This window comes from Agilicoccus flavus (genome assembly GCF_014857905.1).
GTDB classification, from domain to species: domain Bacteria; phylum Actinomycetota; class Actinomycetes; order Actinomycetales; family Dermatophilaceae; genus Agilicoccus; species Agilicoccus flavus.
The window spans coordinates 37,985-63,495 of record NZ_JACYXE010000015.1 but is presented as its reverse complement, the minus strand read 5'-3'; the positions used below and the strand labels follow the sequence as shown (position 1 = coordinate 63,495).

The 25,511-nt window shown below is 73.6% G+C and carries 22 protein-coding genes and 1 tRNA gene; 16 read left to right on the top strand and 7 right to left on the bottom strand.

Annotated features, from left to right (window positions below; all coding sequences use genetic code 11):
• Positions 1 to 543: 543 nt before the first annotated feature.
• The 3 genes from ICW24_RS19455 (at position 544) to ICW24_RS17655 (ending at position 5,806) form a co-directional block, all read left to right on the top strand.
• Positions 544 to 2,268: an HNH endonuclease signature motif containing protein gene (locus ICW24_RS19455; protein ID WP_264176759.1), complete on the top strand. Its 1,725-nt coding sequence runs from the start codon at positions 544 to 546 to the stop codon at positions 2,266 to 2,268.
• Positions 2,269 to 2,399: 131 nt separating this feature from the next.
• Positions 2,400 to 4,526: a RecQ family ATP-dependent DNA helicase gene (locus tag ICW24_RS17660; protein ID WP_226347045.1), complete on the top strand. Its 2,127-nt coding sequence runs from the start codon at positions 2,400 to 2,402 to the stop codon at positions 4,524 to 4,526.
• Positions 4,527 to 4,840: 314 nt separating this feature from the next.
• A complete protein-coding gene (locus ICW24_RS17655) occupies positions 4,841 to 5,806 on the top strand; it encodes a PRC and DUF2382 domain-containing protein (protein WP_226347044.1) in 966 nt (321 codons plus the stop codon).
• Between the two features lie 94 nt (positions 5,807 to 5,900).
• Here ICW24_RS17655 and galK read toward each other — a convergent pair whose 3' ends face one another.
• Together galK and galE are read right to left on the bottom strand one after the other, a co-directional pair.
• The gene (gene galK, locus ICW24_RS17650) at positions 5,901 to 7,052 is read right to left on the bottom strand and encodes a galactokinase (protein ID WP_226347043.1); all 1,152 of its coding nucleotides are present in this window, start codon (positions 7,050 to 7,052) and stop codon (positions 5,901 to 5,903) included.
• Positions 7,049 to 8,011, bottom strand: coding sequence for a UDP-glucose 4-epimerase GalE (gene galE / locus ICW24_RS17645; RefSeq protein ID WP_226347042.1), 963 nt, complete (start codon positions 8,009 to 8,011; stop codon positions 7,049 to 7,051). Before galE ends, galK begins: the two co-directional genes overlap by 4 nt.
• 180 nt (positions 8,012 to 8,191) lie before the next feature.
• On the opposite strand from galE, the gene ICW24_RS17640 reads away from it, so the two are divergent.
• The 3 genes from ICW24_RS17640 (at position 8,192) to ICW24_RS17630 (ending at position 10,174) form a co-directional block, all read left to right on the top strand.
• Complete coding sequence (locus tag ICW24_RS17640) at positions 8,192 to 8,464, top strand: DUF3263 domain-containing protein (protein WP_226347041.1); 273 nt, start codon at positions 8,192 to 8,194, stop codon at positions 8,462 to 8,464.
• Between the two features lie 107 nt (positions 8,465 to 8,571).
• Positions 8,572 to 8,659, top strand: a tRNA-Leu gene (locus ICW24_RS17635).
• Between the two features lie 123 nt (positions 8,660 to 8,782).
• On the top strand, positions 8,783 to 10,174 hold the full coding sequence (locus ICW24_RS17630; protein ID WP_226347040.1) for a M20/M25/M40 family metallo-hydrolase: 1,392 nt from the start codon (positions 8,783 to 8,785) through the stop codon (positions 10,172 to 10,174).
• A 50-nt stretch (positions 10,175 to 10,224) separates the two neighbouring features.
• Here ICW24_RS17630 and ICW24_RS17625 read toward each other — a convergent pair whose 3' ends face one another.
• The gene (locus ICW24_RS17625; protein WP_226347039.1) at positions 10,225 to 10,410 is read right to left on the bottom strand and encodes a DUF5703 family protein; all 186 of its coding nucleotides are present in this window, start codon (positions 10,408 to 10,410) and stop codon (positions 10,225 to 10,227) included.
• A 71-nt stretch (positions 10,411 to 10,481) separates the two neighbouring features.
• Between ICW24_RS17625 and ICW24_RS17620 the strand changes: the two genes are divergently transcribed.
• Positions 10,482 to 10,841 carry a primosomal protein gene (locus ICW24_RS17620; RefSeq protein ID WP_226347038.1) on the top strand — a complete coding sequence of 120 codons (360 nt, stop codon included), beginning with the start codon at positions 10,482 to 10,484 and terminating at the stop codon, positions 10,839 to 10,841.
• Between the two features lie 169 nt (positions 10,842 to 11,010).
• On the top strand, positions 11,011 to 11,862 hold the full coding sequence (locus ICW24_RS17615; RefSeq protein WP_226347037.1) for an undecaprenyl-diphosphate phosphatase: 852 nt from the start codon (positions 11,011 to 11,013) through the stop codon (positions 11,860 to 11,862).
• Between the two features lie 7 nt (positions 11,863 to 11,869).
• Here ICW24_RS17615 and corA read toward each other — a convergent pair whose 3' ends face one another.
• Positions 11,870 to 12,856 (bottom strand): magnesium/cobalt transporter CorA, encoded by a 987-nt coding sequence (corA, locus tag ICW24_RS17610; RefSeq protein ID WP_226347048.1) that lies wholly within the window; start codon positions 12,854 to 12,856, stop codon positions 11,870 to 11,872.
• A gap of 120 nt (positions 12,857 to 12,976) precedes the next feature.
• Here corA and ICW24_RS17605 point away from each other — a divergent pair, with 120 nt between their 5' ends.
• Entirely contained in the window at positions 12,977 to 13,708 is a 732-nt protein-coding gene (locus ICW24_RS17605; protein WP_226347036.1) for an MSMEG_4193 family putative phosphomutase, read from the top strand.
• 4 nt (positions 13,709 to 13,712) lie between these two features.
• Here the strand turns inward: ICW24_RS17605 and ICW24_RS17600 are convergent, their stop codons facing one another.
• Positions 13,713 to 15,398 carry an alpha-amylase family protein gene (locus ICW24_RS17600; protein WP_226347035.1) on the bottom strand — a complete coding sequence of 562 codons (1,686 nt, stop codon included), beginning with the start codon at positions 15,396 to 15,398 and terminating at the stop codon, positions 13,713 to 13,715.
• 144 nt (positions 15,399 to 15,542) lie between these two features.
• On the opposite strand from ICW24_RS17600, the gene ICW24_RS17595 reads away from it, so the two are divergent.
• The 3 genes from ICW24_RS17595 (at position 15,543) to mshC (ending at position 18,531) form a co-directional block, all read left to right on the top strand.
• Positions 15,543 to 16,097, top strand: a complete 555-nt coding sequence (locus tag ICW24_RS17595) for a DUF3090 domain-containing protein (RefSeq protein ID WP_226347034.1) — start codon at positions 15,543 to 15,545, stop codon at positions 16,095 to 16,097.
• Positions 16,067 to 17,152: an SCO1664 family protein gene (locus ICW24_RS17590; RefSeq protein ID WP_226347033.1), complete on the top strand. Its 1,086-nt coding sequence runs from the start codon at positions 16,067 to 16,069 to the stop codon at positions 17,150 to 17,152. The genes ICW24_RS17595 and ICW24_RS17590 overlap by 31 nt, the downstream gene beginning before the upstream one ends.
• Before the next feature lie 107 nt (positions 17,153 to 17,259).
• Entirely contained in the window at positions 17,260 to 18,531 is a 1,272-nt protein-coding gene (gene mshC / locus ICW24_RS17585) for a cysteine--1-D-myo-inosityl 2-amino-2-deoxy-alpha-D-glucopyranoside ligase (protein WP_226347032.1), read from the top strand.
• Between the two features lie 90 nt (positions 18,532 to 18,621).
• Here mshC and ICW24_RS17580 read toward each other — a convergent pair whose 3' ends face one another.
• Positions 18,622 to 19,491 (bottom strand): PAC2 family protein, encoded by an 870-nt coding sequence (locus tag ICW24_RS17580; protein WP_226347031.1) that lies wholly within the window; start codon positions 19,489 to 19,491, stop codon positions 18,622 to 18,624.
• 173 nt (positions 19,492 to 19,664) lie between these two features.
• On the opposite strand from ICW24_RS17580, the gene ICW24_RS17575 reads away from it, so the two are divergent.
• Both ICW24_RS17575 and ICW24_RS19810 read left to right on the top strand, forming a co-directional pair.
• Entirely contained in the window at positions 19,665 to 20,402 is a 738-nt protein-coding gene (locus ICW24_RS17575; RefSeq protein WP_264176757.1) for an HAD family hydrolase, read from the top strand.
• The gene (locus ICW24_RS19810) at positions 20,399 to 21,523 is read left to right on the top strand and encodes a GNAT family N-acetyltransferase (RefSeq protein ID WP_226347030.1); all 1,125 of its coding nucleotides are present in this window, start codon (positions 20,399 to 20,401) and stop codon (positions 21,521 to 21,523) included. The genes ICW24_RS17575 and ICW24_RS19810 overlap by 4 nt, the downstream gene beginning before the upstream one ends.
• Positions 21,524 to 21,540: 17 nt before the next feature.
• On the opposite strand, the gene ICW24_RS17565 is transcribed toward ICW24_RS19810, so the two are convergent.
• Positions 21,541 to 22,434 carry a RecB family exonuclease gene (locus ICW24_RS17565; protein ID WP_226347029.1) on the bottom strand — a complete coding sequence of 298 codons (894 nt, stop codon included), beginning with the start codon at positions 22,432 to 22,434 and terminating at the stop codon, positions 21,541 to 21,543.
• Positions 22,435 to 22,653: 219 nt separating this feature from the next.
• Between ICW24_RS17565 and ICW24_RS17560 the strand changes: the two genes are divergently transcribed.
• Both ICW24_RS17560 and arc read left to right on the top strand, forming a co-directional pair.
• Positions 22,654 to 23,820 carry a tRNA (adenine-N1)-methyltransferase gene (locus ICW24_RS17560; RefSeq protein ID WP_226347046.1) on the top strand — a complete coding sequence of 389 codons (1,167 nt, stop codon included), beginning with the start codon at positions 22,654 to 22,656 and terminating at the stop codon, positions 23,818 to 23,820.
• The gene (gene arc / locus ICW24_RS17555; RefSeq protein ID WP_226347028.1) at positions 23,817 to 25,505 is read left to right on the top strand and encodes a proteasome ATPase; all 1,689 of its coding nucleotides are present in this window, start codon (positions 23,817 to 23,819) and stop codon (positions 25,503 to 25,505) included. Before ICW24_RS17560 ends, arc begins: the two co-directional genes overlap by 4 nt.
• Positions 25,506 to 25,511: the final 6 nt, after the last annotated feature.

The following is a 25,511-nucleotide window of genomic DNA, read 5'->3' as shown; positions in this document are numbered from 1 at the left end:
TCGACGTCAGCGGTCTTCATCCAGTTCGTCAGGCACGACTCGCTGATGCCGAAATCGGCAGCGACCTGCTTCAGGTGGGCACCCGGTTCACGGTTCCTCGCGACACGCACGACGTCGTCGCCGAACTCTCGGGGGTAGGGCTTCGGCACGGTCTACATCCTTCCAGCGGCACCTCTCAGCACCACAGATCAGATGTCACCCGTTCGTGCAGCAGTCCCAGCCGGTAATCTCCTCAGCGCCTTCCAACACCGGTATCGGCGGATTGCGGCGCGGGCTGAACGTTCGATAGCGGTGGGTGTCGGGGCGCCAACTATTCGGCTCGTTCCATCCCATGACGGCTCATCATCCGATAAACTGGAGCCAGTTATCGAGCCGCAAAGAATGGGGGCCACCTTGTCGACGCCAACACAGACAGCGACGTTCTTCGAGCCCTCCACGAGTGCGCTCGAAGTGCAATTACGTACCACCCTTCTCGCGTGCCTGATCACGTCGGCCACCCCGACGACGCCCGAGGCGGTGATCCCCGGCACGGATGTGTTGGGGGTGGACGTCGACCGGCTGCGCGCCCTCCTCGGCCGCGAAGAGCGGCCCGCGCCCGGTGGGGCCACCGCCGGTCCGGCCGAGTCTCGGCAGGACTGCGACGAGCGCAGCGAGTCGGGCGGCGCCGGTCCCACGGTCGAGCCCCGATCGGACTCCGACAAGCGCGGCGAGCCGGACGGCCCGGGTCCCACGGTCGAGCCCCGATCGGACTCCGACGAGCGGGGCGGCTGCGGTCCTCGCGGGGACGCCGACGGGTGGTACGCCGAACTGCGCGAGCTGGACGCGACCTCGGCGCGGATCGAGTTGCGCCGCGCGGAGGTCCTGGGCCGGCTCATCGCGGCGCAGACCGCGACGGACCTCGCGGGCGAGCCCGAGGCGGGGCCGGCACGGCGGCGGGAGGTCGAGGCGCAGGCGAGGTCCGCGGTCGTGGATTCCGCGGTCGCGTCGTGCGGGGGTCGGCGGGGGCCGTGGCTGGGCCGAGCCGGCCTGGCCCAAGCGGCACCGACGGTGGCCGAGCCGCTGACCGCCTCGGTGGCCGCCGGGGAAGTCACCTTCGAGCAGGCGTGCACGGTCGTGGAAGAGGTCGACGCCCTGGAGGTGCCGACCGAGGTGCGGGCCGCCATCGCTGCCGCGGTCGCCGCGTACGCGGCCCGTCGCCGGAGTCGGACCGGCGCCCCGGCGGGGCAGCGGGAGTTCCGCGCCTGCCTGCGCCGGCAGACGATCCGGCATGCGAGCAGCCGCACCCGACGCTCGGCCGCCGCGGCCCGGCGGGCCGTGTGGATCCGCACCGAGGACGACGGCGCCGCCTCCCTCGGCATCCGCGGCGGCGACGCCCGCTGCGCCGGCGCCTACCGCCGCATCGACGCCATCGCCCGCGCCCTGCGCGGTGGCGGCGACCGGCGCACCCTCGACCAACTGCGCTCCGACATCGCCCTCGACCTGCTCCTGTTCGGCCGACCCACCCCCGACGCCCCCACCAGCACCGACCACCCCGACCACCCGGCCGCCGGCTGGCCGGTCGCCGTCGTCGACGTCGTCATCTCCGCCGCCGCCCTGCTCGGCGCGAACGACGAACCCGGCCTCGTCGAAGGCATCCCCGTCGCCGCCGAAACCATCCGCGCCCTCGCCCACGGCCGCGACTCCCGGTGGCGGCGCATCGTCACCGACCCCGCCACCGGCTACGCGATGAACGCCGTCGTCAACACCTACCGGGCGCCCGCCGACATGACCCGCGTCGCCCGCGCCCGCGACGGCCGCTGCCGCGCCCCCGGCTGCGACCGACCCGCCCACACCACCGACCTCGACCACGTGAACGAACGCCGACACGGCGGACCCACCTGCGCGAACAACCTCCAAAGCCTTTGCCGACGGCACCACTCCAAGAAGACCCGCCACCACTGGGCCGCCACCCTCACCCCCGACGGCACCGTCGCATGGCACCTCCCCGACGGACAGACGTACACGACCTACCCGTACGACTACACCGACATCGGCGTCGACGCCCCCGTCGACCCCGACTCCCAGGCGACCCCCGACCCCGCGCCACAGGTGCAGCACGACGCACCCGACGCGATCCCGGACCCGCTCGACGCCTGGCTTCGCGGCCGCGAGGCCCGGCTACGCGACGAGATCACCGTCCTCCAGGCCGCCCTCGCCGCTGAACGCACCGCCCACACCGCCTCCCGCCTGGCATCCGAGAACCACCGCCGCGCCCACCCACCGTTCTGAGCCCACCCGCCGTTCCGGCCGCCCGAGACGGTCTGCCGTCGACCCCTCCCGTCGAGGGGCGAGCCGAACGCCGGGGTAGGCCGGGTGGATGGGTCACGACCCTGTCGGTGGGGTGGCCTAGGTTGCCGAGCATGGACCCGGACTCCCGCCCCAGCACGCTGCGCGACGAGCACCGCGACGTCGCCGACCGCGTCATCACCGCCCTCGCCGGCCCCGGGGCGGCCCTGCGCCCCGACCAGGAACGCGCGGTGGCCGCGCTGACGCAGCCGGGGGCGCGCGTCCTCGTCGTGCAGGCGACGGGGTGGGGCAAGTCCGCGGTGTACTGGGCCGCCACGGCCATCCGCCGCAGCGAGGGCGCCGGACCCACGCTCGTCGTCTCGCCCCTCATCGCGCTCATGCGCGACCAGGTGGCGGCGGCGCAGAAGGCAGGGCTGCGGGCGGCCACCCTCAACTCGGGCAACCACGACGAGTGGACGGCGATCGAGGACGCCCTGCGGGCGGGGGAGGTCGACGTCCTGCTCGTCTCGCCCGAGCGGCTCGCCCATCCCGGGTTCGGCCGCCGGGTACTCGACGCTCTCGCCGACGGCATCGGGCTGCTCGTCATCGACGAGGCCCACGCCGTCTCCGACTGGGGCCACGACTTCCGGCCCGACTACCGGCGCGTGTCGGACGTCCTGCGTCGCCTCGATCCCGCGGCTCCCGTCCTGGCCACGACGGCGACGGCCAACGCGAGGGTGACCGCCGACGTCGCCGCCCAGCTCGGCGACGCCACGCTCGTCCTGCGCGGGCCGTTGGCCCGCTCGAGCCTCCAACTGCTCAGCATCGACGGCCTGCGCCCGCTCGAGCGGTTCGCCTGGGTCGTCGACCACCTGCCCACCCTCCCCGGGTCGGGGATCGTCTACGCCCTCACGGTCGACGACGCCCACCGGCTCGTCGACGCGATCCGGGCGGTCCACGGGCCGTCGGTCCCGGTGGCCGCCTACACCGGTCGCATCCCCATCGAGGAACGCCGCGACCTCGAGGACGCCCTGCGCGACAACCGGCTCAAGGCCCTCGTCGCCACCTCGGCGCTCGGCATGGGCTACGACAAGCCGGACCTCGGCTTCGTCGTGCACGTCGGAGCCCCACCCTCGCCCGTCTCCTACTACCAACAGGTGGGCCGCGCCGGCCGCGCCATCGACCACGCCCTCGTCGCCCTGTTGGGCTCCCGCGCCGACGACGGGGTCTGGGAGTACTTCGCGACGGCCACGCTGCCCGACCCGGCCCAGGTACAGCGGCTGCTGGCTGCGCTCGGCCCGGCGGGTCCGGACGCCGCGCCCGCCTCCGTCCCGGCGCTCGAGGCGTCCACCGGCATCCGCCGCGGCCGGGTGGAGCTGCTGCTCAAGCAGCTCGCCGTCGACGGGGCCGTCGACCGGGTGGCCGACGGGTGGGTGAGCACCGGGACGCCCTGGGAGTACGACGCCGCGCACTACGAGGGCATCGTCGCGACCCGCCGCCGCGAGGCCGACCTCATGCGCGAGTACGTCGCGGGCCGCCGCTGCCTCATGCGTCTGCTGCAAGAGGCCCTCGACGACCCCGACGCGCGGGACTGCGGCCGGTGCTCCGTGTGTCTGGACGGTCTGCCCGACGACGTGGCGGCCGCCCCCCGCGGCGAGACCGCCCGAGCGGTCGGGGCCACGCTGCGCTCGACGACCCGCGTGCTCGACCCGCGCAAGATGTGGCCCGGAGGCGAATTCGGCGCCCGCGGACGCATCCCGGCGGGCCTCGCCGTGGAGCCAGGGCGGGTCGTCGTCCACGCCGACGCCCCCGAGTGGGCCGAGGTCGCGCGGGTCTGCCTCGACCGCGACGGCGCGCCGCCGCCCGACCTGCTCGACGGGGCCGTCGACGTGCTCGTCCGCTGGAAGGGCGAGTGGTCGGCCCGGCCGTCGGTCGTCGTCGACCTCGCCTGCGGCGGCCTGCCGACGATGCTCGACGGCGTGACCGACCACCTCGCCGGGGTCGGGCGCCTCGAGCGCGGCCGGTGGCCGGTCGGCCGCCCACCCGAGATCTCGCGGGAGTCGGGCGGCGCGGCCGAGGCGGCCGCGTGGCGAGAGCGCCTCACGGTCCCGCCCGACCTCGCGGCGCTCGTCGCCGGGCGCGACGTCCTGCTCGTCGCCGACGCCACGTCGTCGGGGTGGCCGATCACCGTCGGCGGGGCAGCCCTGCGCGACGCCGGTGCCGGCCGGGTGCTGCCGCTCCTCGTCCACCGGCGTCCGTGAGGGCCGCTACCCGGGGCGCAGAGCGCGGGTGGGCCGGAAGGGCGGGTGCACGAGCGCGCCACCGGCGGAGCATCGACGATGTCCGGAAATCCGGGCTCCTGGACGAATGCCCAGGAGGGCAGTGGGTACAGGGCCCCCGACGCGATGACGACCCGCCCTGTTTGGCCCGTCGAGGCCTTGGGTAGGTCACCACACATCGCCGCCCGGCCTCACGAGGCCGGGGCAGCAGGTCCCCGGTCCGCCGGGGACGCGCTCGAAGCATCGGCTCGGGTGTCGCTCCGGCGCCCGGCACGTCAACCACCAAGGAGACACTGATGTTCGGAAACGACATGACGCAGGACGACCTCCGCCGCCTGTACGACGCCACGATCGTCGACCAGAACGGCGACAAGGTCGGTGGCGTCGGGCAGATCTACCTGGACGACCAGAACGACCGCCCCACCTGGGCCACGGCCAAGACGGGTCTGTTCGGCACGAAGGAGACGTTCGTCCCGCTCGCGGAGGCCACGATGGACGCCTCCGAGATTCGGGTGCCCTACACGAAGGACTTCATCAAGGACGCCCCGAACGTCGACGCCGAGCACCACATCTCGGAGCAGGAAGAGGACGAGCTCTACCGCTACTACAACGTCGGCCAGGCCGGTGCGGCCGGTGTCGGCGGTGTCGGCACGGACCGTGACCGTGCGGCCGACCCGGACCACGGCGCCGACCGCGGGGCCGACGTGGGCGCGGACCGTCCCCACCAGAACGTCGACCGCGACCGCTCCGCCGACCCGGACCACGGCGCCGACCACGGTGCCGACCTGGGCGCGGACCGTCCCCACCAGAACGTCGACCGCGACCGTGCGGCCGACCCCGACCACGGCGCCGACCACGGGGCCGACGCCGGGGCCGACGCCGGGGCCGACTCGATGGTGCGCCGCGAGGAGCAGCTCAACGTGGGCAAGGAGCGCGTCGAGACCGGTCGCACCCGTCTCCGCAAGCACGTCGTGACGGAGCAGCAGAACGTCACCGTGCCGGTCGAGCGCGAAGAGGTGCATGTCGTCCGCGAGCCCGTCCGCGAGGGCGAGAACGTCGGCCGCATCGGTGACGGTGAGGAAGAGGTCTCGGTGACGACGCACGCCGAGCGCCCCGTCGTCGAGAAGGAGACCGTCGCCAAGGAGCGCATCAGCCTCGACCGCGAGACGGTCACCGAGAAGGAGCAGGTCTCGGCCGAGGTTCGCAAGGAAGAGGTCGAGATCGAGCAGGACGGCGTGCGCGACCGCGACGACCGCCGCTGAGCGATCCCGCCACGCACACGCGAACGAGCCCCGGACCGATCGGTCCGGGGCTCGTCCCGTATAGCGGCGCGCGACGCCAGGTCCGGGCGCCGGATCACACCAGGCGACTCGCGCCGTCGGCGGGCGTCGCGTCGAAGGCGACCGGTGGGATGAAACCCCGCTGCGTGTAGGCGGCCTCGACCGCCTCGACGATTCGCTCAGCCGCGTCTGCGTCCACGAGGGCGATGATCGACCCTCCGAATCCACCGCCGGTCATCCGGGCCCCATGAGCACCGGCGGCGAGGGCCGCGTCGACGGCCACGTCGAGGTGCGGCACGGTCACCTCGTAGTCGTCGCGCAGGGACACGTGCGACGCGGTGAGCAGAGGCCCGACGTCGCGGGGATCATCGCCCGTGCGCATGGCGGCCGCGAGCTCGAGAACCCGGGCGTCCTCGGTGACGACGTGACGCACCCGGCGCCGCAGGACGTCCTCGTCGAGGCGCTGCAGCGCCGCATCGAGGTCGCCCGGCCCGACATCGCGCAGCGCGTCGACCCCCAGCACGGCCGCCGCGCGCTCGCAGTCGCGTCGCCGAGCGGCGTACTCGCCGTCGACGAGGGCGTGCGGGGCGCGGGTGTCGATGACGAGCAGCCGCAGGCCGTGCCGCGTGACGTCGAAGGGGACCGGTTCCATCGACAGGCTGCGGGTGTCCATGAACACGGCGTGCCCGGCCCGCCCGTGCATCGACGCGAGCTGGTCGAGGGCACCGCAGGGCATGCCGACGAAATCGTTCTCCGCGCGCTGGGCCGCCAGGGCGACCCCGGTCCGATCGAGTCCCAGCCCGTGCAGGTCCGACAGGGCGAGCGCGACGGAGCACTCGAGCGCGGCCGAGGACGAGAGGCTGGCGCCGAGGGGCACGTCGCTGTCGACGACGACGTCGACGTCGGGCACGTCGTGGCCGGCGGCGCGCAGGCTCCAGACGACGCCGGCGACGTAGGCCGCCCAGCCGGTCACGGCGCCGGGCTCAAGCTCCGCGGCGACGAATCGGACGGGTTCGTCGGGCCGCTGCGACGACGTGGCGGTCGACCGCCCGGCACGGGCGCGCCCGACGGCGGCGACGCACCGCTTATCGAGGGCGAGTGGCATGACGAAGCCCTCGTTGTAGTCGGTGTGTTCCCCGATGAGGTTGACGCGCCCGGGCGCGGCCCAGACCCCGTCGGGCTCGCGACCGTGCGACCGCTCGAACAGCTCGGCCGCGCCGCCGGTCACGACCGCTCCGCCGCGACCCCGGACCGCATGAAGTCCCACGCGTCCGTGACGATCTCGTCGATGCCGTACTCGGGGCTCCAGCCGAGTTCCGCGCGGGCGCGGGCGGACGAGGCGACGAGGGTGGTGGGGTCACCGGGCCGGCGCGGCTGCGCGTCGGCCGGGATGTCGTGGTCGGTCACGCTACGGCACGTGTCGAGCACCTCGCGGACCGAGTACCCCGTCCCGCTGCCGAGGTTAAAGACGCGGTGTCGCCCGGCCTCGGACGTGTCCAGTGCCAGCAGGTGGGCGCGGCCGAGGTCGACGACGTGCAGGTAGTCGCGTACCGCGGTCCCGTCCGGGGTGTCGTAGTCGTCGCCGAAGATGTTCATCCGCTCACGCTTGCCCGCGGGCACCATGAGCACGTTGGGGATGAGGTGCGTCTCGACGGCATGCCGCTCCCCGAACCGGCCGCGCGCCCCGCCCACGTTGAAGTAGCGCAGCGAGGTCGCTCCCAGCCCGTGCGCGCGGGCGTAACCGGTGAGCATGAGGTCGACCGCGTACTTGCTGTGACCGTAGGGGTTGATGGGGGCCGGCGTGACGTCCTCGGTGATGGGGGAGACGTCCGGCTCGCCGTAACAGGCCGCGGTGGAGGAGAAGACGAACCTCGGCACACCGGCCGCCCGGACCGCCTCGAGGAGGGCGAACGACCCGACGACGTTGTTCTCCCAGTACAGCTCGGGCGACTCGACGGACTCGCCCACGAGCGACTTGGCGGCGAAGTGGAGGACGCCGTCGGCGCCGTCCAGATGGTCGCCGATGTCGTGGATGCGGGCCCGGACGAACGTCGCCCCCGGTGGGACCGCATCCTCGTGGCCCGTCGACAGGTCGTCGACGACGGTGACGTCGTGGCCGGCGTCGAGCAGTTGGGACGTGACGACGGACCCGATGTACCCGGCCCCTCCGGTGACGACGAGCTTCATGCGGTGCCTCTCAGCGGTGGTCGTGGCGGAGCGCCCACTCTATCGCCGCGCCCGGCGCGGGGACGGGGTCCGCGCCCCAGGCGAACCCGAGATGCCGTGGCGCTCAGGGCCCCACACCGCCCACCGCTCAGTTCGCGGTCAGCGGTGTCGATGGGAGCGATCGAGACCCAGGAGGTTTGCATGGAGATCCGCCGCCGGTCACGGCCCGCCCTGTCCCGACGCGACCAGGGGGTGCTCGACCTCGAACGACGCTTCGGCCACGCCGCGGCGACCGCCGACATGAAGTTCGCCGAGGCGGAGCGCACGCTCGGGCTGACCCGGGCCGGGTACATGCTCGTGCTCACGGCCCTCGTCGAGGACCCGGCGGCGCAGGCGCACGACCCCGAGACGATCGCCAAGCTGCGGGCCGTCCGCTCCGCCGACGGGGACCCGGGAGCGATCCGGCGGTACTGACGGCCGAGGCCGCCCGGGGTGGACGGCTCGTTTTCGTCCCCCCGGCGCCCTCGTGCTACCGTTCCATGTCGTTGCGAGGAACCGGTTCGGGGCCCCGCGATCACCCTGTCCGGGTGGCGGAATGGCAGACGCGCTAGCTTGAGGTGCTAGTGCCCTTTATCGGGCGTGGGGGTTCAAGTCCCCCTCCGGACACCACACATCAGCCTCTTGAGGTCCGCAGGCGTCAGAGATCATCGAAGGCTCCGACCCACCGGGTTCGGGGCCTTCGTCGTGCCCGGGGCCGCCCGCTCGGCACACGCCCGCTCGTAGGCTGGCGACATGGCCGATCCCCAGACGCCCGATCCGACTCCCGCCCCCACGGCCGGAGACCGTCCTCGGACGACGGCCGGCGGCGCGCCCGACCCGCAGGACGAGGTCGCGCGGATCTGCTCCGAGCTGATCCGCATCGACACGAGCAACTACGGCGACGGGTCCGGGCCGGGGGAGCGGCCGGCCGCCGAGTACGTCATGGAACAGCTCACCGAGGTGGGGCTGGATCCCGAGTACGCCGAGTCGGGGCCGGGGAGGGCCAACGTCGTCCTCCGCACGTCCGGAGCGGATCCCGACCGGCCGGCGCTGTGCCTGCACGGCCACCTCGACGTCGTCCCCGCGAACGCGGCCGACTGGCGGGCCGACCCGTTCGGCGGTGAGCTGCGGGAGGACGGCTGCGTGTGGGGGCGCGGCGCGGTGGACATGAAGGACATGGACGCGATGATGTTGTCGGTCCTGCGCGACCTGGCCCGCACGGGGACGCGCCCGCCCCGCGACATCGTGTGGGCGTTCTTCGCCGACGAGGAGGCGGGCGGCGTCGACGGGGCCGGTTGGCTCGTCGACCACCGCCCCGATCTGTTCGAGGGGGTCACGCAGGCCGTCAGTGAGGTCGGTGGCTTCAGCGTCACCGTCCCGGGACCCGACGGGGCCGACCGGCGCGCGTACCTCCTGCAGACGGCCGAGAAGGGCATCGCGTGGCTCACCCTCACGGCCACGGGCACCGCCGGCCACGGCTCGGTCCCGACGCAGGACAACGCCGTCGTCCACCTCGCCCGCGCGGTGGCGGCGATCGCCGACCACCGGTGGCCGCGGCGCTACATCGCCTCGGTGCGGGGCCTGCTCGACGGTCTGCGCGACCTCACCGGCGTCGGCTACTCCGCCGACGACTGCACCGACCTCCTGGCGCTCATCCCGGGTGCCCGGGGCTTCGTCGAGGGGACCCTCGCCGACACGGCCAACCCGACGAGCCTGTCCGGCGGGTACAAGCACAACGTCGTCCCGCAGACCGCGACGGCCACCGTGGACTGCCGCTTCCTGCCGGGCCACTTCGACGAGCTCATGGCCACCGTGGCGGGACTGGTCGGGGAGCACGTCCGCGTCGACGTGCACCACCACGGCATCGACCTGCAGGCCCCGTTCTCCGGGGACCTGGTCGATGCGATGCACGCGGCGATCCGGGCGGAGGACCCCGAGGCGAGCCTTCTCCCGTACTGCCTGTCGGGCGGGACCGACAACAAGCACCTCGCCCGACTCGGGGTCACCGGCTACGGGTTCGCCCCGCTGCGGCTCCCGCCGGACCTGCCGTTCGCGCCCATGTTCCACGGCGTCGACGAGCGCGTCCCGGTGGAGTCGCTGCGGTTCGGCACGCGGGTGCTGTCCCGCCTCGTGCGCGACTGCTGAGAACCGGTACCGGGTTCCCCCGGGTTCCCCGGGTCGGCCCGTTCTCCGGTTCAGGCCGTCCGGCGCACGCGGATGATCTTGCGGCGCAGCCATACCCGGCGCCCCCCGCCGAGGTAGAGCCGCAGGCGGACCATCTCCCATTGCTCGCGTTCCGCCTGTTCGGCGAGGATCTGTCGGGCCTGTGAACGCGTCACGTCGCGGCCGAAGGTGAGGATGCGGTACTCGTAGTCGATCATCACGGCCATTGTCTCTCGCGCGTCCCGTGGCGCGGTGGGCGATCCGCCTCGCCAGGGGGTAGTTTCGACCCATGAGCGCTGACCCGCGGGCCGCCCTGGCCACCTTCGTCTCCGCCCTCGAGCGCCACCTCGAGGCCGCGTCGTCCCGGCGCGGCGAGAACGACCCGACCGTCGTCGCCGCCTACCAGGACGTCGCCGAGGCGTTCGACCGGTACGAGGACGCGCTCATGGACGCCTACGAGGAGGTCACCCCCCTCGAGATCTACAGCGACGACGAGGACGACGACTTCGACGAGGACGACGACGACGACGAGGACGACGACGACGACGGGGACGACGAGGACGGGCCCTACGTGGGCCTGGACGGCGACGACTTCGACGACGAGGCCTCGACGACCTGCCCGGCCGAGGGTGGCACGCAGGGGCGCTGACCTGCGCCGGCGTCGATCCGCCCGGCACGCTCAGCCTCCGTTCAGCGTCGCCGACCTAGACTGAGCCCAGAAGCAGACGCCACCTCGTGCGTGGCGTCTTTTCTGTGTCCGTTCTCCTGGTGTGTCCGTTTCCCGTCCGGCACGCCGTCCCGAGAGAGGAACCCCACCCGTGGAACTGTCCTACCTGGACGCCGTCATCCTCGGCATCGTCGAAGGCCTCACCGAGTATCTGCCCGTCTCGTCGACCGGCCACCTGACGATCGCCGAGCACCTGCTCGGCCTCCCGATCGACAACCCCACGGTCACCGGGTACACCGCGACGATCCAGATCGGCGCCATCCTCGCGACGCTGTTCTTCTTCTGGACGAAGATCCTCGGGCTGGCCAAGGCGTGGTTCGCGGGCCTGCGCGACGAGTCCGTGCGCGGCGACGAGTATCGCCTCGCGTGGGCGGTGGTCCTCGGCTCCCTGCCCGTCGGCATCGTCGGCTTCCTGCTGCGCGACCTCATCGAGGGCCCCCTGCGGTCCCTGTGGGTCGTCGCCTTCTCCCTCATCCTCTGGAGCGGCGTCATGTGGTACGCCGAGAAGCGCTACGAACGCACCGTGGCCGCCGGCGCGGAGCGGGCCGAGAACGACGTCACCATCAAGGACGGCCTCGTCATCGGCGCCGTGCAGTGCCTCGCGGCCGTGTTCCCCGGCGTCTCCCGCTCCGGGGCGACGATCTCCGCCGGCCTGCTCAGCGGCATCAACCGGGTCGCCGCCACCGAGCTGTCGTTCTTCCTCGCCATCCCCGCGCTCACCGCGGCGGGCCTGTTCGGGCTCAAGGACGTCGACCCCGCCATCATCCCGTTCGGTCCGATGATCGTCGGGATCGTCGTCTCCTTCATCGTCGCCTACGCCTCGATCGCGTGGCTGCTGCGCTTCGTCGCGACGAACTCGCTGCGCCCCTTCATCTACTACCGCGTCGTGCTGGGCCTCGTCCTCATCGGGCTGCTCGGCGGCGGGGTCATGTCCGCGACCTGATCGCGGCTCACAACCAGCCCACCCGCTTGAACTGGGCGAACAGGCCGGCGCAGGCGGTGAGCATGAGGCCGAGGGCGTAGAAGTAGCCGTAGTGCCACGTCAGCTCGGGCATCCAGTCGAAGTTCATCCCGTACACCCCGGCGATCATCGTGGGCACGGCCGCGATGGCCACCCACGCCGAGATCTTGCGCATGTCCTCGTTCTGGCGCACCGACACCTGTGAGAGGTGCGCGGCGAGGATGTCGGAGAGCAGGTGGTCGTAGGACTCGACGTGGTCGGCCACCTGGAGCAGGTGGTCGAGGACGTCGGCGAAGAAGGGACGAAGTCGCTTGTCGAAGGCGCGTCGGTGGTCCCCGGAGACGATGCGGCGCAACGGGACGACCAGCGGCAGGGACGCCCGCTTGAACTCGAGCACCTCGCGCTTGAGCTTGTAGATCTCGCTGCCCCGCACGTCGGTCGACCCCGCGAAGACGCGTTCCTCGATCTCCTCGAGGTCGCGACCCAGCTCGAGGTCGACCTCCACGTAGGTGTCGACGATGTGGTCGATCACCGCGTGCAGCACCGCCTGCGGCCCGAGGGCGGCGCGAGCGGGGTTGTGCTCGAGGCCGGCACGGATCCCCGCGAGCGGGTTGGCCTCGCCGGTGCGGACCGTCAGGACGAAGTGTGACCCGATGAAGATCTGCAGCTCCCCGGTCTCGACGTCGGAGGTCTCCTCGAGGTAGCGCAGGGTCTTGAGGTTGACGAAGATCGACTCCTCGTAGAAGTCGATCTTCGGCCGTTGCCGCCCCACCACGGCGTCCTCGACCGCGAGCGGGTGCAGGTGCAGCTGCTCGCGCATCGTCGCGAACTCGGCGTCCGTCGGGTCCTTGAGCCCGATCCACAGGTACCGGCTGCCCTCCGACGCCCCCGGCTCCGACAGGTGGGTCAGCTCGGCCCCGACGTCGCCGCAGGGTCGACGGACACCGTCGATGTACAGGGCCTGGTCCACGATCACGTCGTTCATGGGACCACGCCGGTGACCTCGCCGCCAAGCACGCGGCTCCTCGGGCCCACCCTGACCCTGCCGGAGGCACCGGGTCCGGGCGGCGACGCGGACCGTTCGTAGAGTGGGTGCGTGCCGACAGTCCTCGTCGTCCGCCACGGGCGGACCGCAGCCAACACGTCCGGGGTGCTCGCCGGGTGGACTCCGGGCGTGGGTCTGGACGACCACGGTCGGGCCCAGGTCGAGGCCCTCTCCGACCGGCTGGGCACCCTGCCGGTGCGGGCGGTGATGACGAGCCCCTTGCAGCGCTGCCGCGAGACCGCAGCCGCCCTCGCGCAGGCCTGGCCCGGCGTCCGGGTGGCCCAGGACGAGCGCCTCGGCGAGTGCCGGTACGGCGCGTGGACGGGGCGGGCGCTCACCGACCTCGCCGCCGAACCGATGTGGCGCGTCGTGCAGGACCAGCCCAGCGCCGCCAGGTTCCCCGACGGCGAGGACTTCCCCGGGGAGGGCATCGCCGACATGGCCGCCCGCGCGGTCGCGGCGATCCGCGAGACCGACGCCCTCGTCGAGGCCGAGCACGGGGCCGACGCCCTGTGGGTCGCGGTCTCCCACGGCGACGTCATCAAGGCGATCCTCGCCGACGCCGCCGGCACCCACCTGGACCAGTTCCAGCGGATCACCGTCTCGCCCGCGTCGCTGTCCGCCGTGCGCTACACGCCGCGCCGACCGTTCGTCCTCACGGTCAACGGCACGGGTCACGACCTGTCCGGGCTCGTCGCGCCGCCTCCCGTACCGGCGGACGGGACGCCGGACGGCGGCGCGCCCGCGGGATCGGGCGACGCCGCCGTCGGCGGGGGAGTGTGAGGACTCAGTACAGGCGGTGGTCGTTCGGGCCCTGCACCCGCAGCCACCGGTAGCCGTACCCCTCGAGGACGAGCTCGACGTCGCCCTTCTCGCCGACCTCGCACTTCTCGTCGGCGAAGACATCGACGAGCGTCGAGCCCGGCTCGGCCTGGTCGAGCCGGAAGCTGACGGTGGTCCCGTCGGGGCCGAAGTTGTGCGCCGCGATGACCGAGCTGCCGTCCCAGCGGCATTCGTGGACGAGCACGGAGGTGTCCGGCTGCTCGACGATGTCGACCTGGCCCCAACCGAGCTCGGGGTGCTGGCGGTAGCGGAAGATGAGCTGCCGCAGGAACGAGAGCATCGAGTCGGGGTCGCTGCGCTGGTCGGCCACGTTGACGTGCTCGGGCCCGTAGCCCCCGCTCGGCAGCGGGGAGATGAGCTTGCTCGCCGGCGCCTGCGAGAACCCGCCGTTCTCCTCCGACGTCCACTGCATCGGGGTCCGCACGGCCATCCGGCCCTCCTGCGCGAGGTCCTCGCCCATCCCGATCTCCTCGCCGTAGAAGATCGACGGCGTGCCCGGCAGCGTGAAGAGCAGGCTGTAGGCCATCCGGATGCGCCGCGGGTCGCCGTCGAGCATCGTCGGGACGCGCCGCTTGAGGCCGCGCCCGTAGACCTGCATCTCCTCCTCCGGCCCGAACGCCGCGAACACCTCCTGACGCTCCTTCTCCGTGAGCTTGTCGAGGGTCAGCTCGTCGTGGTTGCGCAGAAAGTTCGCCCACTGCGTCTGGCGGGCCAGCGGCAGCTTGCGGCGCTGCGCCAGGGACGTGACGATCGGGCGGCAGTCCTGCCGGGCCAACGCCAGGTACGTCGACTGCATCCCGATGAAGTCGAACTGCATCGTCAGGCCGTCGCCGCGGTCACCCCCGAAGAACGTGTGCTGGTCCTTGTAGGGGACGTTGACCTCGCCGAGGAGGATCGCGTCGCCGGTGCGCCGCGTGAGGAACGAGGTCACCTCGCGCAGGAACTGCTGAGGGTCGCCGAACGACTTCTTCTCCTCCGCCGAATAGCCGGTCGTCTCGAGGATGAACGGCACCGCGTCGACGCGGAACCCGTCGATGCCCATCTGGGTCCAGAAGCCGATGATCTTGAAGATCTCGTCCTGCACCTTGGGGTTGGCGATGTTGAGGTCCGGTTGGAACGTATAGAAGTTGTGCAGGTACCACTCGCCGGTCTTCTCGTCCTTCTCCCAGATGCTGTCCTCCTGGTCGGGGAAGACGACCTTGTCGGACGTGTCCGGCGGCTCGGTGTCGCGCCACACGTACCAGTCGCGGTACGGATTCTCCTTGCTCTTGCGGGCCTCCTTGAACCAGGGGTGCTCGTCCGAGGTGTGGTTGATGACGAGGTCGGCGATGACGCGGATGCCGCGGTCGTGGGCCGTGCGGATGACCTCGACCATGTCGCCGAGGGTGCCGAGGCGCGGGTCGACGTCGTAGTAGTCGGTGATGTCGTAGCCGTCGTCCTTGTCGGGGCTCGGGTAGAACGGCATGAGCCACAGGACCGTGACGCCGAGCTCGGCGAGGTAGTCGATCCGCTGGGCCAGACCCGGCAGGTCGCCGACGCCGTCGCCGTTGCTGTCGCAGTAGGTCTCGACGTCCAGGCTGTAGATGACGGCGTTCTTCCACCACAGGTCGCTCGTGTCGGTGATGCGCACGGGTCCTCCTCGCAGGTCGGGGCAGGCGCCGTCGGCGACGGCGCCGTCAGGCAGGACTACCCGCGTGGGGGGTCCGCGACACACGCGCGCCCACCCGCCGGGCCCGCGCCGGCCGCCGGGAGCGGGGCGACTATGGTCGATTCCATGGCCTTGATCGAGTTCGACCCGCCCGAGCGGTTCGTCACCGGGACGGTGGGTCCGCCCGGTCAGCGACAGTTCTTCCTCCAGGCCCGTGGCTCGGCCCGCACCGTGTCGGTGGGGCTCGAGAAGGCCCAGGTCCACATCCTCACCGAGCGCGTCGGCGAGCTGCTCGACGAGTTCGTTCCCGCGGCCGTGCCCGGGGCGGCCGACAACGACCCGCTCGCGACACCCGTCGAAGAGGACTTCCGCGTCGGGACCATGGGCCTGAGCTGGGACCCGCGGCGCGACCGGCTCGTGCTCGAGTGCCACGCCGCCGGCGACTCGTACGACTCCGCGGACGTCCTGGAGGAGGTCGAGGCGGGCGCCCCCGAGATCGCACCGGAGGACGACCCCACCCAGCTCGTGCTGCGCGTCGTCCTCGACGCCCCGTCCGCGCGCGAGTTCGTGCGACGCAGCGAGAGGGTCGTCGCGGCGGGCCGACCCCCGTGCCCGTTCTGCGCCGGCCCCCTCGAGTCCGAGGGCCACCTGTGCCCCCGCGCGAACGGCTACCGGCGCTGAGGCCCGGACCCGTCGACGACGTCCGGCGCCGCCTCGCCGCCGGGTCGCTCGACGTGCTCGGCCGGGTCCTCGACGCCTCCAACGCCGCCTTCCTCGCGCGGGTCGACGACCCGGCGGACGCGGCCGGCCCGACACCCGCCGAGGGCGGCGGGGCACCGCACGTCATCTACAAGCCCGTCGCGGGGGAGCGGCCGCTGTGGGACTTTCCCCACGGCCATCTCGCCTACCGCGAGGTGGCCACGTCGCTGGTCGCCGACGCGGGCGGGTGGTCGGTGGTCCCGCCGACCGTGTTGCGGCAGGGACCCGCCGGGCCCGGCTCGGCGCAGCTGTGGGTCACGCCCGTCCCGGGCGTCGACCCCGACGACGACGCCGAGGCCACCACGACCGGCGAGGATCACCGCGCCGATGACGCGTTCGACGACGGCGAGGGGGACGTCGACGACCGGGACGACCTCGACGACCTCGACGACGTGGAGGGCATCGAGGACGACGACCTCGACGCGCTGTACTCCGACGACGCCGACCCCGCCTACGTCCGCCTCTTCGCGCCCGACCGCCTGCCCAGCGGGTGGCTCCCGGTGCTCTCCGGCGAGCTCGGCGACGGGCGAGCGGTCGTCGTCGCGCACCGCGACGCCGCAGAGCTGCGCTCGCTGTCCGTCCTCGACGCGGTCCTCAACAACAGCGACCGCAAGGGATCGCACGTGCTCGTCGATGCCGGCGGACGGTTGTGGGGCATCGACCACGGGCTGACGTTCCACGTCGAGAACAAGCTCCGGACCGTCCTGTGGGGGTGGGCCGGGGAGCCGCTCCCCGACGCCGACCTGGAACGCCTCCAGCGCCTCGAGGCCCGGCTCGCCGGGTCGGAGGCGGATGCGCCCGGCGGGGAGCCCGGGGCCGGTCTTCCGGCGGCCGATTCGCTCGTCGAGGCCCTCGACGCCCTCCTGAGGGTCGACGAGGTCGAGGCGCTGCGTCACCGGATCGGTCGTCTGCTGCGTCGCCGCACCCACCCCCTGCCCAGCCGCGACTGGCCCGCCGTGCCCTGGCCCGCGCTCTGACGCCCCGTCCTCCCCGACCTCCCCGACCTCCCCGACCTCCCGGCCACGACGGACGACCCGGGCCGGGCGCACGGGGGCGCCGCCGGGGCACCGGTTAGGCTTTCGGCGTGAATTCCTGGCCGTCACCCCCCGTCCCCGCACTTCCCGGACGCGGAGGGTTCCCGGTCGTCCACGACAGCGCCTCCGGCGGTCCCCGCACGATCCGCCCCGAGGGCGACACCGCCCGCCTCTACGTCTGCGGCATCACGCCCTACGACGCGACGCACCTCGGGCACGCGGCCACCTACGTGACGTTCGACGTCCTCGGCCGCGTCCTGCGCGACGCGGGGGTCGACGTGGACTACGTCCAGAACGTCACGGACGTCGACGACCCGCTCCTCGAGCGGGCGCAGCGCGACGGCCTCGACTGGCGCGAGCTCGCCGCCCGCGAGATCCAGCTCTTCCGCGACGACATGAGCGCGTTGCGCGTCCTCGCCCCCCGGGCCTACGTCGGGGTCGTCGAGCGCATCGCGGGGATCGGCGCCGACGTCCGGCGGCTGCTCGACTCCGGCGCCGCCTACCTCGTGCCCAACGACGACGCCGTGCAGGCGGACTCCTCCGACGTCTACCTCGACGTGTCGGCGCGGCCGGACCTCGGCGGCGTCAGCGGCTGGACCCGTGAGCAGATGCTCGAGGTCTACGCCGACCGCGGCGGGGACCCGGATCGCCCCGGGAAGCGCGACGCCCTCGACCCGCTCCTGTGGCGGGCGGCGCGCCCCGGTGAGCCCTCCTGGGAGGTCGACGGGCTGCCGGCGGGCCGCCCGGGCTGGCACATCGAGTGCACCTACATCGCCGCCGGCGAGCTCGGCCCCGCGTTCGACGTCCAGGGCGGCGGCATCGACCTCGTCTTCCCGCACCACGAGATGAGCGCGGTCCAGGCCGACGCGCTCGACGGCGGTCCGTTCGCCCGCGCGTACGTCCACCAGGAGATGGTGGGGCTCGACGGGCACAAGATGAGCAAGTCCCGGGGCAACCTCGTGCTCGTCTCGAAGCTGCGGGCCGGCGGCGTCGACCCGGCCGCGATCCGCCTCGTCCTCCTCGGGCAGCACTACCGCACCCCGTGGGAGTGGACCGACGATCTCCTGCGCGTCGCCGAGAACCGGCTCGCGGCATGGCGAGAGGGCGTCGACCGGATCGACGAGGACGCGGCCCGGGCCCTGCTCGCCGCCCTGCGTGAGCGGCTCGCCGACGACCTCGACACCGCCGGCGCCCTCGCCGCCGTCGACGCCGCGGTCGCGGCCGCCCCGGGGGCCGGGGACGGCTCCGACGCCGCGTCCCGCACCTCCGGGTCGGGCCTGACCCGCGACGCCCTCGACGCTCTGCTGGGCGTCCGCCCCTGACCACGACCTGACCCCGACCCCCGACCGGTGCGGCGGCCCGCCGCCGGTGACGGTCGGCCGGCCCGCTCCCGCCGGGTCAGGGGTGGGCCGTCAGGAGCCCGCCGGTCGGTCCGTCTCGCCGGGGTCGTCGCGTCGGCGCAGGTAGCGCTCGAACTCGCGGGCGATGGCGTCGCCGCTCGCCTCCGGGTGGTCGGCGGTGTCCTGGGCCTCCTCGAGGGCCTGGACGTACTCGCTGACCTCCTCGTCGCTCGCCGCGAGCTCGTCGACCCCCCGCTCCCACGCCTTCGAGAGCTCCTCGAGCTCGCCCCGGTCGATGGTCGCCTCGAGCACGTCCTCGAGGCGGGACAGCAGGGCCAGGGTCGCCTTGGGCGACGGCGTACCGCCGGCGTAGTGGGGGACCGAGACCCAGCAGGACAGGGTCGGCAGGTCGTTCTGCGCGGCCGCGTCGGCGAGCACGCCGACGATGCCCGTCGGGCCCTCGTACGTCGGCTCCTCGAGCCCGAGGCGATGCGTGAGCCGGGCGTCCTCCGAGAACACGGACACCGGGCACGGCCGCGTGTGCGGCACGTCGGCGAGCAGCGCCCCGAGCGCGACGACGAGGACGGCGTCGATGTCAGTGATCGCCTCGAGCAGTTCGACGACGAAGCTGCGCCACCGCGTCGACGGCTCGATGCCCTGGACGAGGATGACGTCGCGGCCGCCCAGCGCCCGCGGGGCGTGCAGCAGGCGGGTCGTCGGCCACGACAGGCGCCGGCGTCCGTCCTCGTTCGCCACGCGCGGCCGGTTGACCTGGAAGTCGTAGTAGTCCTCGGGATCGATGGCGGCGACGGGCACCGCGTCCCACAGCTGGGCGAGGTGCTCGACGAGGGAGGAGGCCGCCTCCCCGGCGTCGTTCCAGCCCTCGAACGCGGCGATGACGACCGGGTCGACGAGGTCGGGGAGGTCGTCGAACTCGATCACCGCTGGGCCTGTCGTCGCCGGCGGCGCTGCGGGGGCGGGGGTGCCGCCGCCGGGCTCGCGTGTCGTGCAGTCATCCCCCCAGCGTACGAACCCCGTGCGCGGGCCCGGGGCGTGCACCCCCGTCCGAGGGGCTTCGCTAGCATCGCGGGGGTGACCAGCCGGAGCACGACAGCATGAGTGCCACCCCGTCCACCCCGTCCACCGAGGCCGTCGGCGGCGCGCCGCCCTCCGCCGCCGGTGGCGATCCGCACGAGCTGCCGGCCGCGGTCCTGTGGGACATGGACGGCACGCTCGTCGACACCGAGCCCTACTGGATCGAGCAGGAGCACCGGCTCGTCGAGCGGTTCGGGGGCACGTGGACCGAGGCGGACGCCCACTCGCTGGTCGGGAACCCCCTGCTCGTCTCGGCCGAGTACATCCGCGCACACACGCCGGTGACCCTCACCCCGTTGGAGATCGTCGATGAGCTGCAGAGCGGTGTCATCGCCGCGCTGAGCCGGCGCCTCCCGTGGCGGCCCGGAGCCCGCGAGCTCCTCGCCGAGCTCGGCGACCTGGGCGTCCCGTGCGCCCTCGTGACGATGTCGTGGCGGCCCATGGTCGACGCGCTCGTGGCCACGCTGCCGGACGGCGTGTTCGCCGCCATCGTCACCGGCGACGAGGTGACGCGGGGCAAGCCCGATCCCGAGCCCTACCTCACCGCGGCCGCCGCCCTCGGCGTCGACATCGGCGACTGCGTGGCCATCGAGGACTCGAGCACCGGGTCGGCGTCCGCGCTCGCCGCGGGCGCCCGCACCATCGTCGTCCCGCACGTCGTCGCCGTGCCGCCGGCCGACGGCCTGTTCCACCGGAAGACCCTGGAGGGGCTGCGCGCCCGCGACCTCCTCGCGGCGACCGCCCCCTCCGCACCGTGACCGATCCCGTCGCCGACGTCGACCGGCTCGTCGACGTCACCGAGGATCTGCGCCACCCCCGTCCGCGCCTGGTGGTCCGCCACCGCCGCCCGGACGGTTCGGTCGCCGACGTCGTCGGCCTCGACGTCGACTCCTGCCGGGGGCGCCCCGGCCCGGTCGGCCGGCACGGTTCACCGGCGGTGCGGGTCCTGCCCGACGACGGGCCGCTCGTCGTCGTCCCCGCCGACGCGATCGCCGCCACCCGCGTCGTCCCGCCGCGCGCGGTCCGGCCCGTCTCGTCGCCCGCCGCGATCGAACGGATCGCCGCCCGAGGCTGGCCCGGTGTGGAGCAGACCCGCCTCGGTGGCTGGCTCCTGCGCGCCGGCGGCGGCTGGACGGGCCGGGCGAACTCGGCCCTCACGGTCGGCGACCCGGGCGTCCCCCTCGAGGAGGCCCTGGACGCGGTGCGGGCGTTCTACCGCGACCGCGGCCTGACCGCCCGGCTGCACGTCCCGCTCGAGCTCGACGGGTCCGACCCGAGCGGCCTCGACCCCGACCTGCGCGGGCGGGGGTGGCGTCCGGTCGACGAGACCCTCGTGCTCGTCACCGACCTGCGCCGACTCGCCCTGCCCGAGGACGACGGGTCCGACGGCGGGTCGGACGATGGGTGCAGCGGCGGGTCGGCGACGCCCGGCGACGTGCCCCCGGGCCTGGAGGTCGGGTGGGCCGACGAGCCCGACAGTGCCTGGTTCTCGCTGACCCGCGGCGGGAGCGCCGCCGACGACCCCGCGGCCGCCGCGGTCCTGCGGGCCGTGCCGGCCCGGTACCTCACCCTGCGCCGCCCCCGCGGTGACGTCGCCGCCGTCGGGCGCGTCGTCGTCACCGACGACTGGTGCGGCATCGGGGGCATCGAGGTGGCGCCCTCCGCGCGGCGGGCGGGTCTCGGGCGGGTGGTCACGGGTCTGCTCCTGGGCCGCGCCCGCGCCGCCGGGGCCCGCTTCGCCTACCTGCAGACGCTCCGGGCGAACACCGCGGCCCTGGCGCTCTACGACGCAGCCGGGTTCACGCCCCACCACGCCTACCACTACCTCGCCGAGGGCCCCGATCCTGACCGACCGGTCACGTCTCCCCCGGTGAGCTGACCGGGCGGTCAAACTCGTCAGGGGCCGGGCGCCGCCTCTGGCCCCGGGTCGGGCGGTCGCGGCACGACGTGCGATCCCGTGCGGCGCGACGCCGGTTCGAGCTCCGTCGCGCCGTCGGGCAACGGTGGGGGAGTGCCGCCCCACGCGGGACAGACCGGCCGGAAGTGGCACCAGTCGCAGCGGCGCGACGGAGCCGGTCGCCAGTCCCCCGCCCGCACGCACCCCTCGATCGCCTGCCACAGGGCCGCGACCTTGCGCTCCGTGGCCCGCAGGTCGGTCTCGTCCGGGTCGAACGTGAGGACCTCGCCGCTGCCGAGGTAGACGAGCTGGAGCCGGGCGGGCACGACCCGGCGCATGCGCCACAGGACGAGGGCGTAGAAGCGGAGCTGGAACATCGCCGCCGCCTCGAACCCGGGCCGGGGCGCGCGGCCCGACTTGTAGTCGACGATGCGGATCCGCCCGTCGGGGGCCACGTCCACCCGGTCGACGTAGCCGTGCAGGCGCACGCCGTCGCCGGGCTCGACGACGTGGTCGGTGACGACGTGCAGCTCCCGGTCGGCGGGCTCCAGGCGGGTCGGGTCCTCGAGCACGAACCACCGGTCGACGAGGGCGAGGGCGTCGTCGAACCACGCCTGCAGCACCGCCGGGTCCGCCGCCGACACGAGGTCGGCCAGGTCGTCGGCCCGGGTCACCATCTCGCTCCAGACCTCGGGCATGAGCCGCTCCGCCGTGGCGCGCGTCCGGTCGGGGGCCGGGGCGTCGAAGATGCGCTCGAGCACGCCGTGCACGAGGGTGCCGCGCGCGGCGGCCTCGCTCGAGGGCTCGGGCAGCCGGTCGATCGCGCGGAACCGGAACAGCAGCGGGCAGGACATGAAGTCCTGCGCTCGCGTCGGTGACAGGGCGGCCCGCATCGCCCCAGGCTAGGAGACGGCCGAACCATCCCCTCGGATCGTCCACCGCGCGCTCTCGCCGCGGGCCCGGAGCACGCCGGGCGCCCGGTGGGCGGGCACGGGGTCGGCGCGGCGGCGGCCGTAGACTCGGCGATCATGGATCGCCCGCAGACCACGCAGACCGCCGACACCCTCGGTGCGCCCGGCGCCGACGCCCGGACGCCGGTGGGCGCGGACCGGATGCGCGGCCCGTTCCGCGTCGGCGACCGGGTGCAGCTCACCGACCCGAAGGGGCGGATGCACACCATCGTCCTCGAGGCGGGCAAGCAGTTCTTCACGCATCGCGGCAGCCTGCGCCACGACGACCTCATCTCGGCGCCCGACGGATCGACGGTGACGAACACCACCGGGGTCGAGTACCTCGCGCTGCGCCCGCTGCTCTCGGACTACGTCATGTCGATGCCGCGGGGCGCGGCGGTCGTCTACCCCAAGGACTCGGCGCAGATCGTCGCGATGGCCGACGTGTTCCCGGGAGCCGTCGTCGTCGAGGCCGGCGTCGGCTCCGGGGCGCTGTCCATGTCACTGCTGCGCGCCGTCGGCGACGCCGGATCGGTGCACTCGTTCGAGCGCCGCGCGGAGTTCGCCGACATCGCCCGGGCCAACGTCGAGGCGTTCTTCGGCGGGCCCCACCCCGCGTGGCGGGTCACGGTGGGCGACCTCGTCGAGTCCCTGCCCGACGAGGTCGGCGCGGGCACCGTCGACCGGGTCGTCCTCGACATGCTGGCGCCGTGGGAATGCCTCGACGTCGTCGCCGACGCGTTGGCGCCGGGCGGCGTCCTCATCTGCTACGTCGCCACCGCGACCCAGCTCTCGCGCGTCGCCGAGGCCATGCGCGACCACGGCGGGTTCACCGAGCCGAACGCCTGGGAGTCGATGGTGCGCGGCTGGCACCTCGAGGGTCTCGCCGTCCGCCCGGAGCACCGGATGCACGGACACACCGGCTTTCTCATCACGACGCGTCGGCTCGCGCCCGGGGTGACCCCGCCGCTGCGCAAGCGCCGCCCCGCCAAGGGCGCCTACGGAGTGGGCGGCGCGAGCAGCGGCGCCTCCGGAACCTCCGGTGCCTCCGGCGGTCTCGTCGATGCCGAGGAGGCGTGGACCCCGGACGACATGGGGGAGCGACACCTGTCCGACAAGAAGCTGCGCCGCCTGGCGCGGTCGGCGGCGGCCTCCACCGCGCGGGCCGACGACGACGGCACCGACCCCGGCAGCGCCGACGGTCGAGCCGGCGGCAGCGACGCCGGGGGGTCAGGACGTCCGCCCGCCGACCGCCTGCCCGAGGACAGCATGCCCGCCGACACCGCGCCGGACACCGCGCCCGACGACGCGCCGCAGGAGGCCCTGTGACCACCACCCCGCCCCCCGGTCCACCCGCCGGCTCGAGCGCCGGCCCGAGCGCCGCGCGGCTGCAGGCCGAGCTGCGGGCCGCGGCGCGCCGCAACGACGAGCTCGTCGGCGCCCTCAAGGGGGCGCGCGACCAGCTCGTCACGCTCCGCACCCAGGTCGAGGCGCTGTCGGCGCCGCCGTCCACGTTCGGCGTCCTCCTCACGCACACACCGGCCGAGGGCGAGTCCCCGGCCACCGCCGACGTCCTCTCCGGCGGCCGCCGGCTGCGAGTGCCGGTCAGCCCCGAGGTCGACCCCGCCACCCTGCTCCCGGGCCGCGAGGTGCGGTTGTCGGAGTCCCTCGCCGTCGTCGAGGCGGGCCGCTACGAGGACCTCGGTGACGTCGTCGTCGTCCACGAGGTGCTCACCGGCGACCGCGTCGTCGTCACGCTGCGCGGCGAGGACCAGCGCGTCGCCCGCGTGGCCGCGCCGCTGCGCACGGAGACGTTGCGGCAGGGCGACACGGTGCTGCTCGAGCCCCGCAGCGGCTTCGTGCACGAGGTCATCCCGCGCGCCGAGGTCGAGGACCTCGTGCTCGAGGAGGTGCCGGACATCGGCTACGAGGACATCGGCGGGCTCGCCGGACAGATCGAGGCCATCCGCGACTCGGTCGAGCTGCCCTACCTGCACCCCGAGCTCTTCCGCGAGCACCGGTTGCGGCCCCCGAAGGGGGTGCTGCTCTACGGCCCGCCCGGATGCGGCAAGACGCTCATCGCCAAGGCCGTCGCCGCGTCGCTCGCCCGGCAGAGCGCCCAGCTCGCCGGGCGGGAGGAGACGACGAGCTTCTTCCTCAACGTCAAGGGCCCGGAGCTGCTCAACAAGTACGTCGGCGAGACGGAGCGGCAGATCCGGCTCATCTTCTCCCGGGCCCGTGAGCACGCGAGTTCGGGCGCGCCCGTCGTCGTCTTCTTCGACGAGATGGACAGCCTGTTCCGCACCCGCGGGTCCGGTCTGTCGAGCGACGTCGAGACGACGATCGTCCCGCAGCTGCTCGCCGAGATCGACGGCGTGGAGCGGCTCGACAACGTCATCGTCATCGGGGCCAGCAACCGCGAGGACATGATCGACCCCGCGATCCTGCGCCCGGGCCGGCTCGACGCCAAGGTGAAGATCGACCGGCCCGACGCCCGGGCCGCGGCCGACATCTTCGCCAAGTACCTCACCGTCGACCTGCCGCTGTCGCAGGACGACCTCGACGCGGCCGGAGGGGACGCGCAGGTCGTCGTCGACCGGCTCATCGAGGCCACCGTCGAGCGGATGTACGACCGGGGACCCGAGAACCGGTTCCTCGAGCTGCGCTACGCCTCCGGCGCGGGCGAGATCCTCTTCTACGCCGACTTCGCCTCGGGAGCGATGATCCAGAACATCGTCGACCGGGCGAAGCGGGCCGCCATCAAGGACCTGCTCGCGGGCGGCGCGCGCGGGCTGACGCTCACGCACCTGCTCCAGGCGTGCACCGCGGAGTTCGCCGAGAACGAGGACCTGCCGAACACGAGCAACCCCGACGAGTGGTCGCGGGTCTCGGGGCGGCGCGGGGAACGCGTCGTCGAGCTGCGCCGCATCGCCGATCTCCCGGCCGACCCCGACGGCGGCGTCCACCACCATCACCGGGTGGAGGAGGTCGCGGTCCGCGGCGACGTGCTCTGAGGAGCC

Bases quoted from the DNA above. Each gene is read 5' to 3' on its own strand.
- ICW24_RS17660 (WP_226347045.1), top strand. From the start codon at position 2,400: ATGGACCCGGACTCCCGCCCCAGCACGCTGCGCGACGAGCACCGCGAC.
- ICW24_RS17575 (WP_264176757.1), top strand. From the start codon at position 19,665: ATGAGTGCCACCCCGTCCACCCCGTCCACCGAGGCCGTCGGCGGCGCG.
- ICW24_RS17625 (WP_226347039.1), bottom strand. From the start codon at position 10,410: ATGATCGACTACGAGTACCGCATCCTCACCTTCGGCCGCGACGTGACG.
- ICW24_RS17655 (WP_226347044.1), top strand. From the start codon at position 4,841: ATGTTCGGAAACGACATGACGCAGGACGACCTCCGCCGCCTGTACGAC.
- ICW24_RS17620 (WP_226347038.1), top strand. From the start codon at position 10,482: ATGAGCGCTGACCCGCGGGCCGCCCTGGCCACCTTCGTCTCCGCCCTC.
- galE (WP_226347042.1), bottom strand. From the start codon at position 8,011: ATGAAGCTCGTCGTCACCGGAGGGGCCGGGTACATCGGGTCCGTCGTC.
- ICW24_RS17595 (WP_226347034.1), top strand. From the start codon at position 15,543: ATGGCCTTGATCGAGTTCGACCCGCCCGAGCGGTTCGTCACCGGGACG.
- ICW24_RS17640 (WP_226347041.1), top strand. From the start codon at position 8,192: ATGGAGATCCGCCGCCGGTCACGGCCCGCCCTGTCCCGACGCGACCAG.
- ICW24_RS17630 (WP_226347040.1), top strand. From the start codon at position 8,783: ATGGCCGATCCCCAGACGCCCGATCCGACTCCCGCCCCCACGGCCGGA.
- ICW24_RS17565 (WP_226347029.1), bottom strand. From the start codon at position 22,434: ATGCGGGCCGCCCTGTCACCGACGCGAGCGCAGGACTTCATGTCCTGC.
- ICW24_RS17560 (WP_226347046.1), top strand. From the start codon at position 22,654: ATGCGCGGCCCGTTCCGCGTCGGCGACCGGGTGCAGCTCACCGACCCG.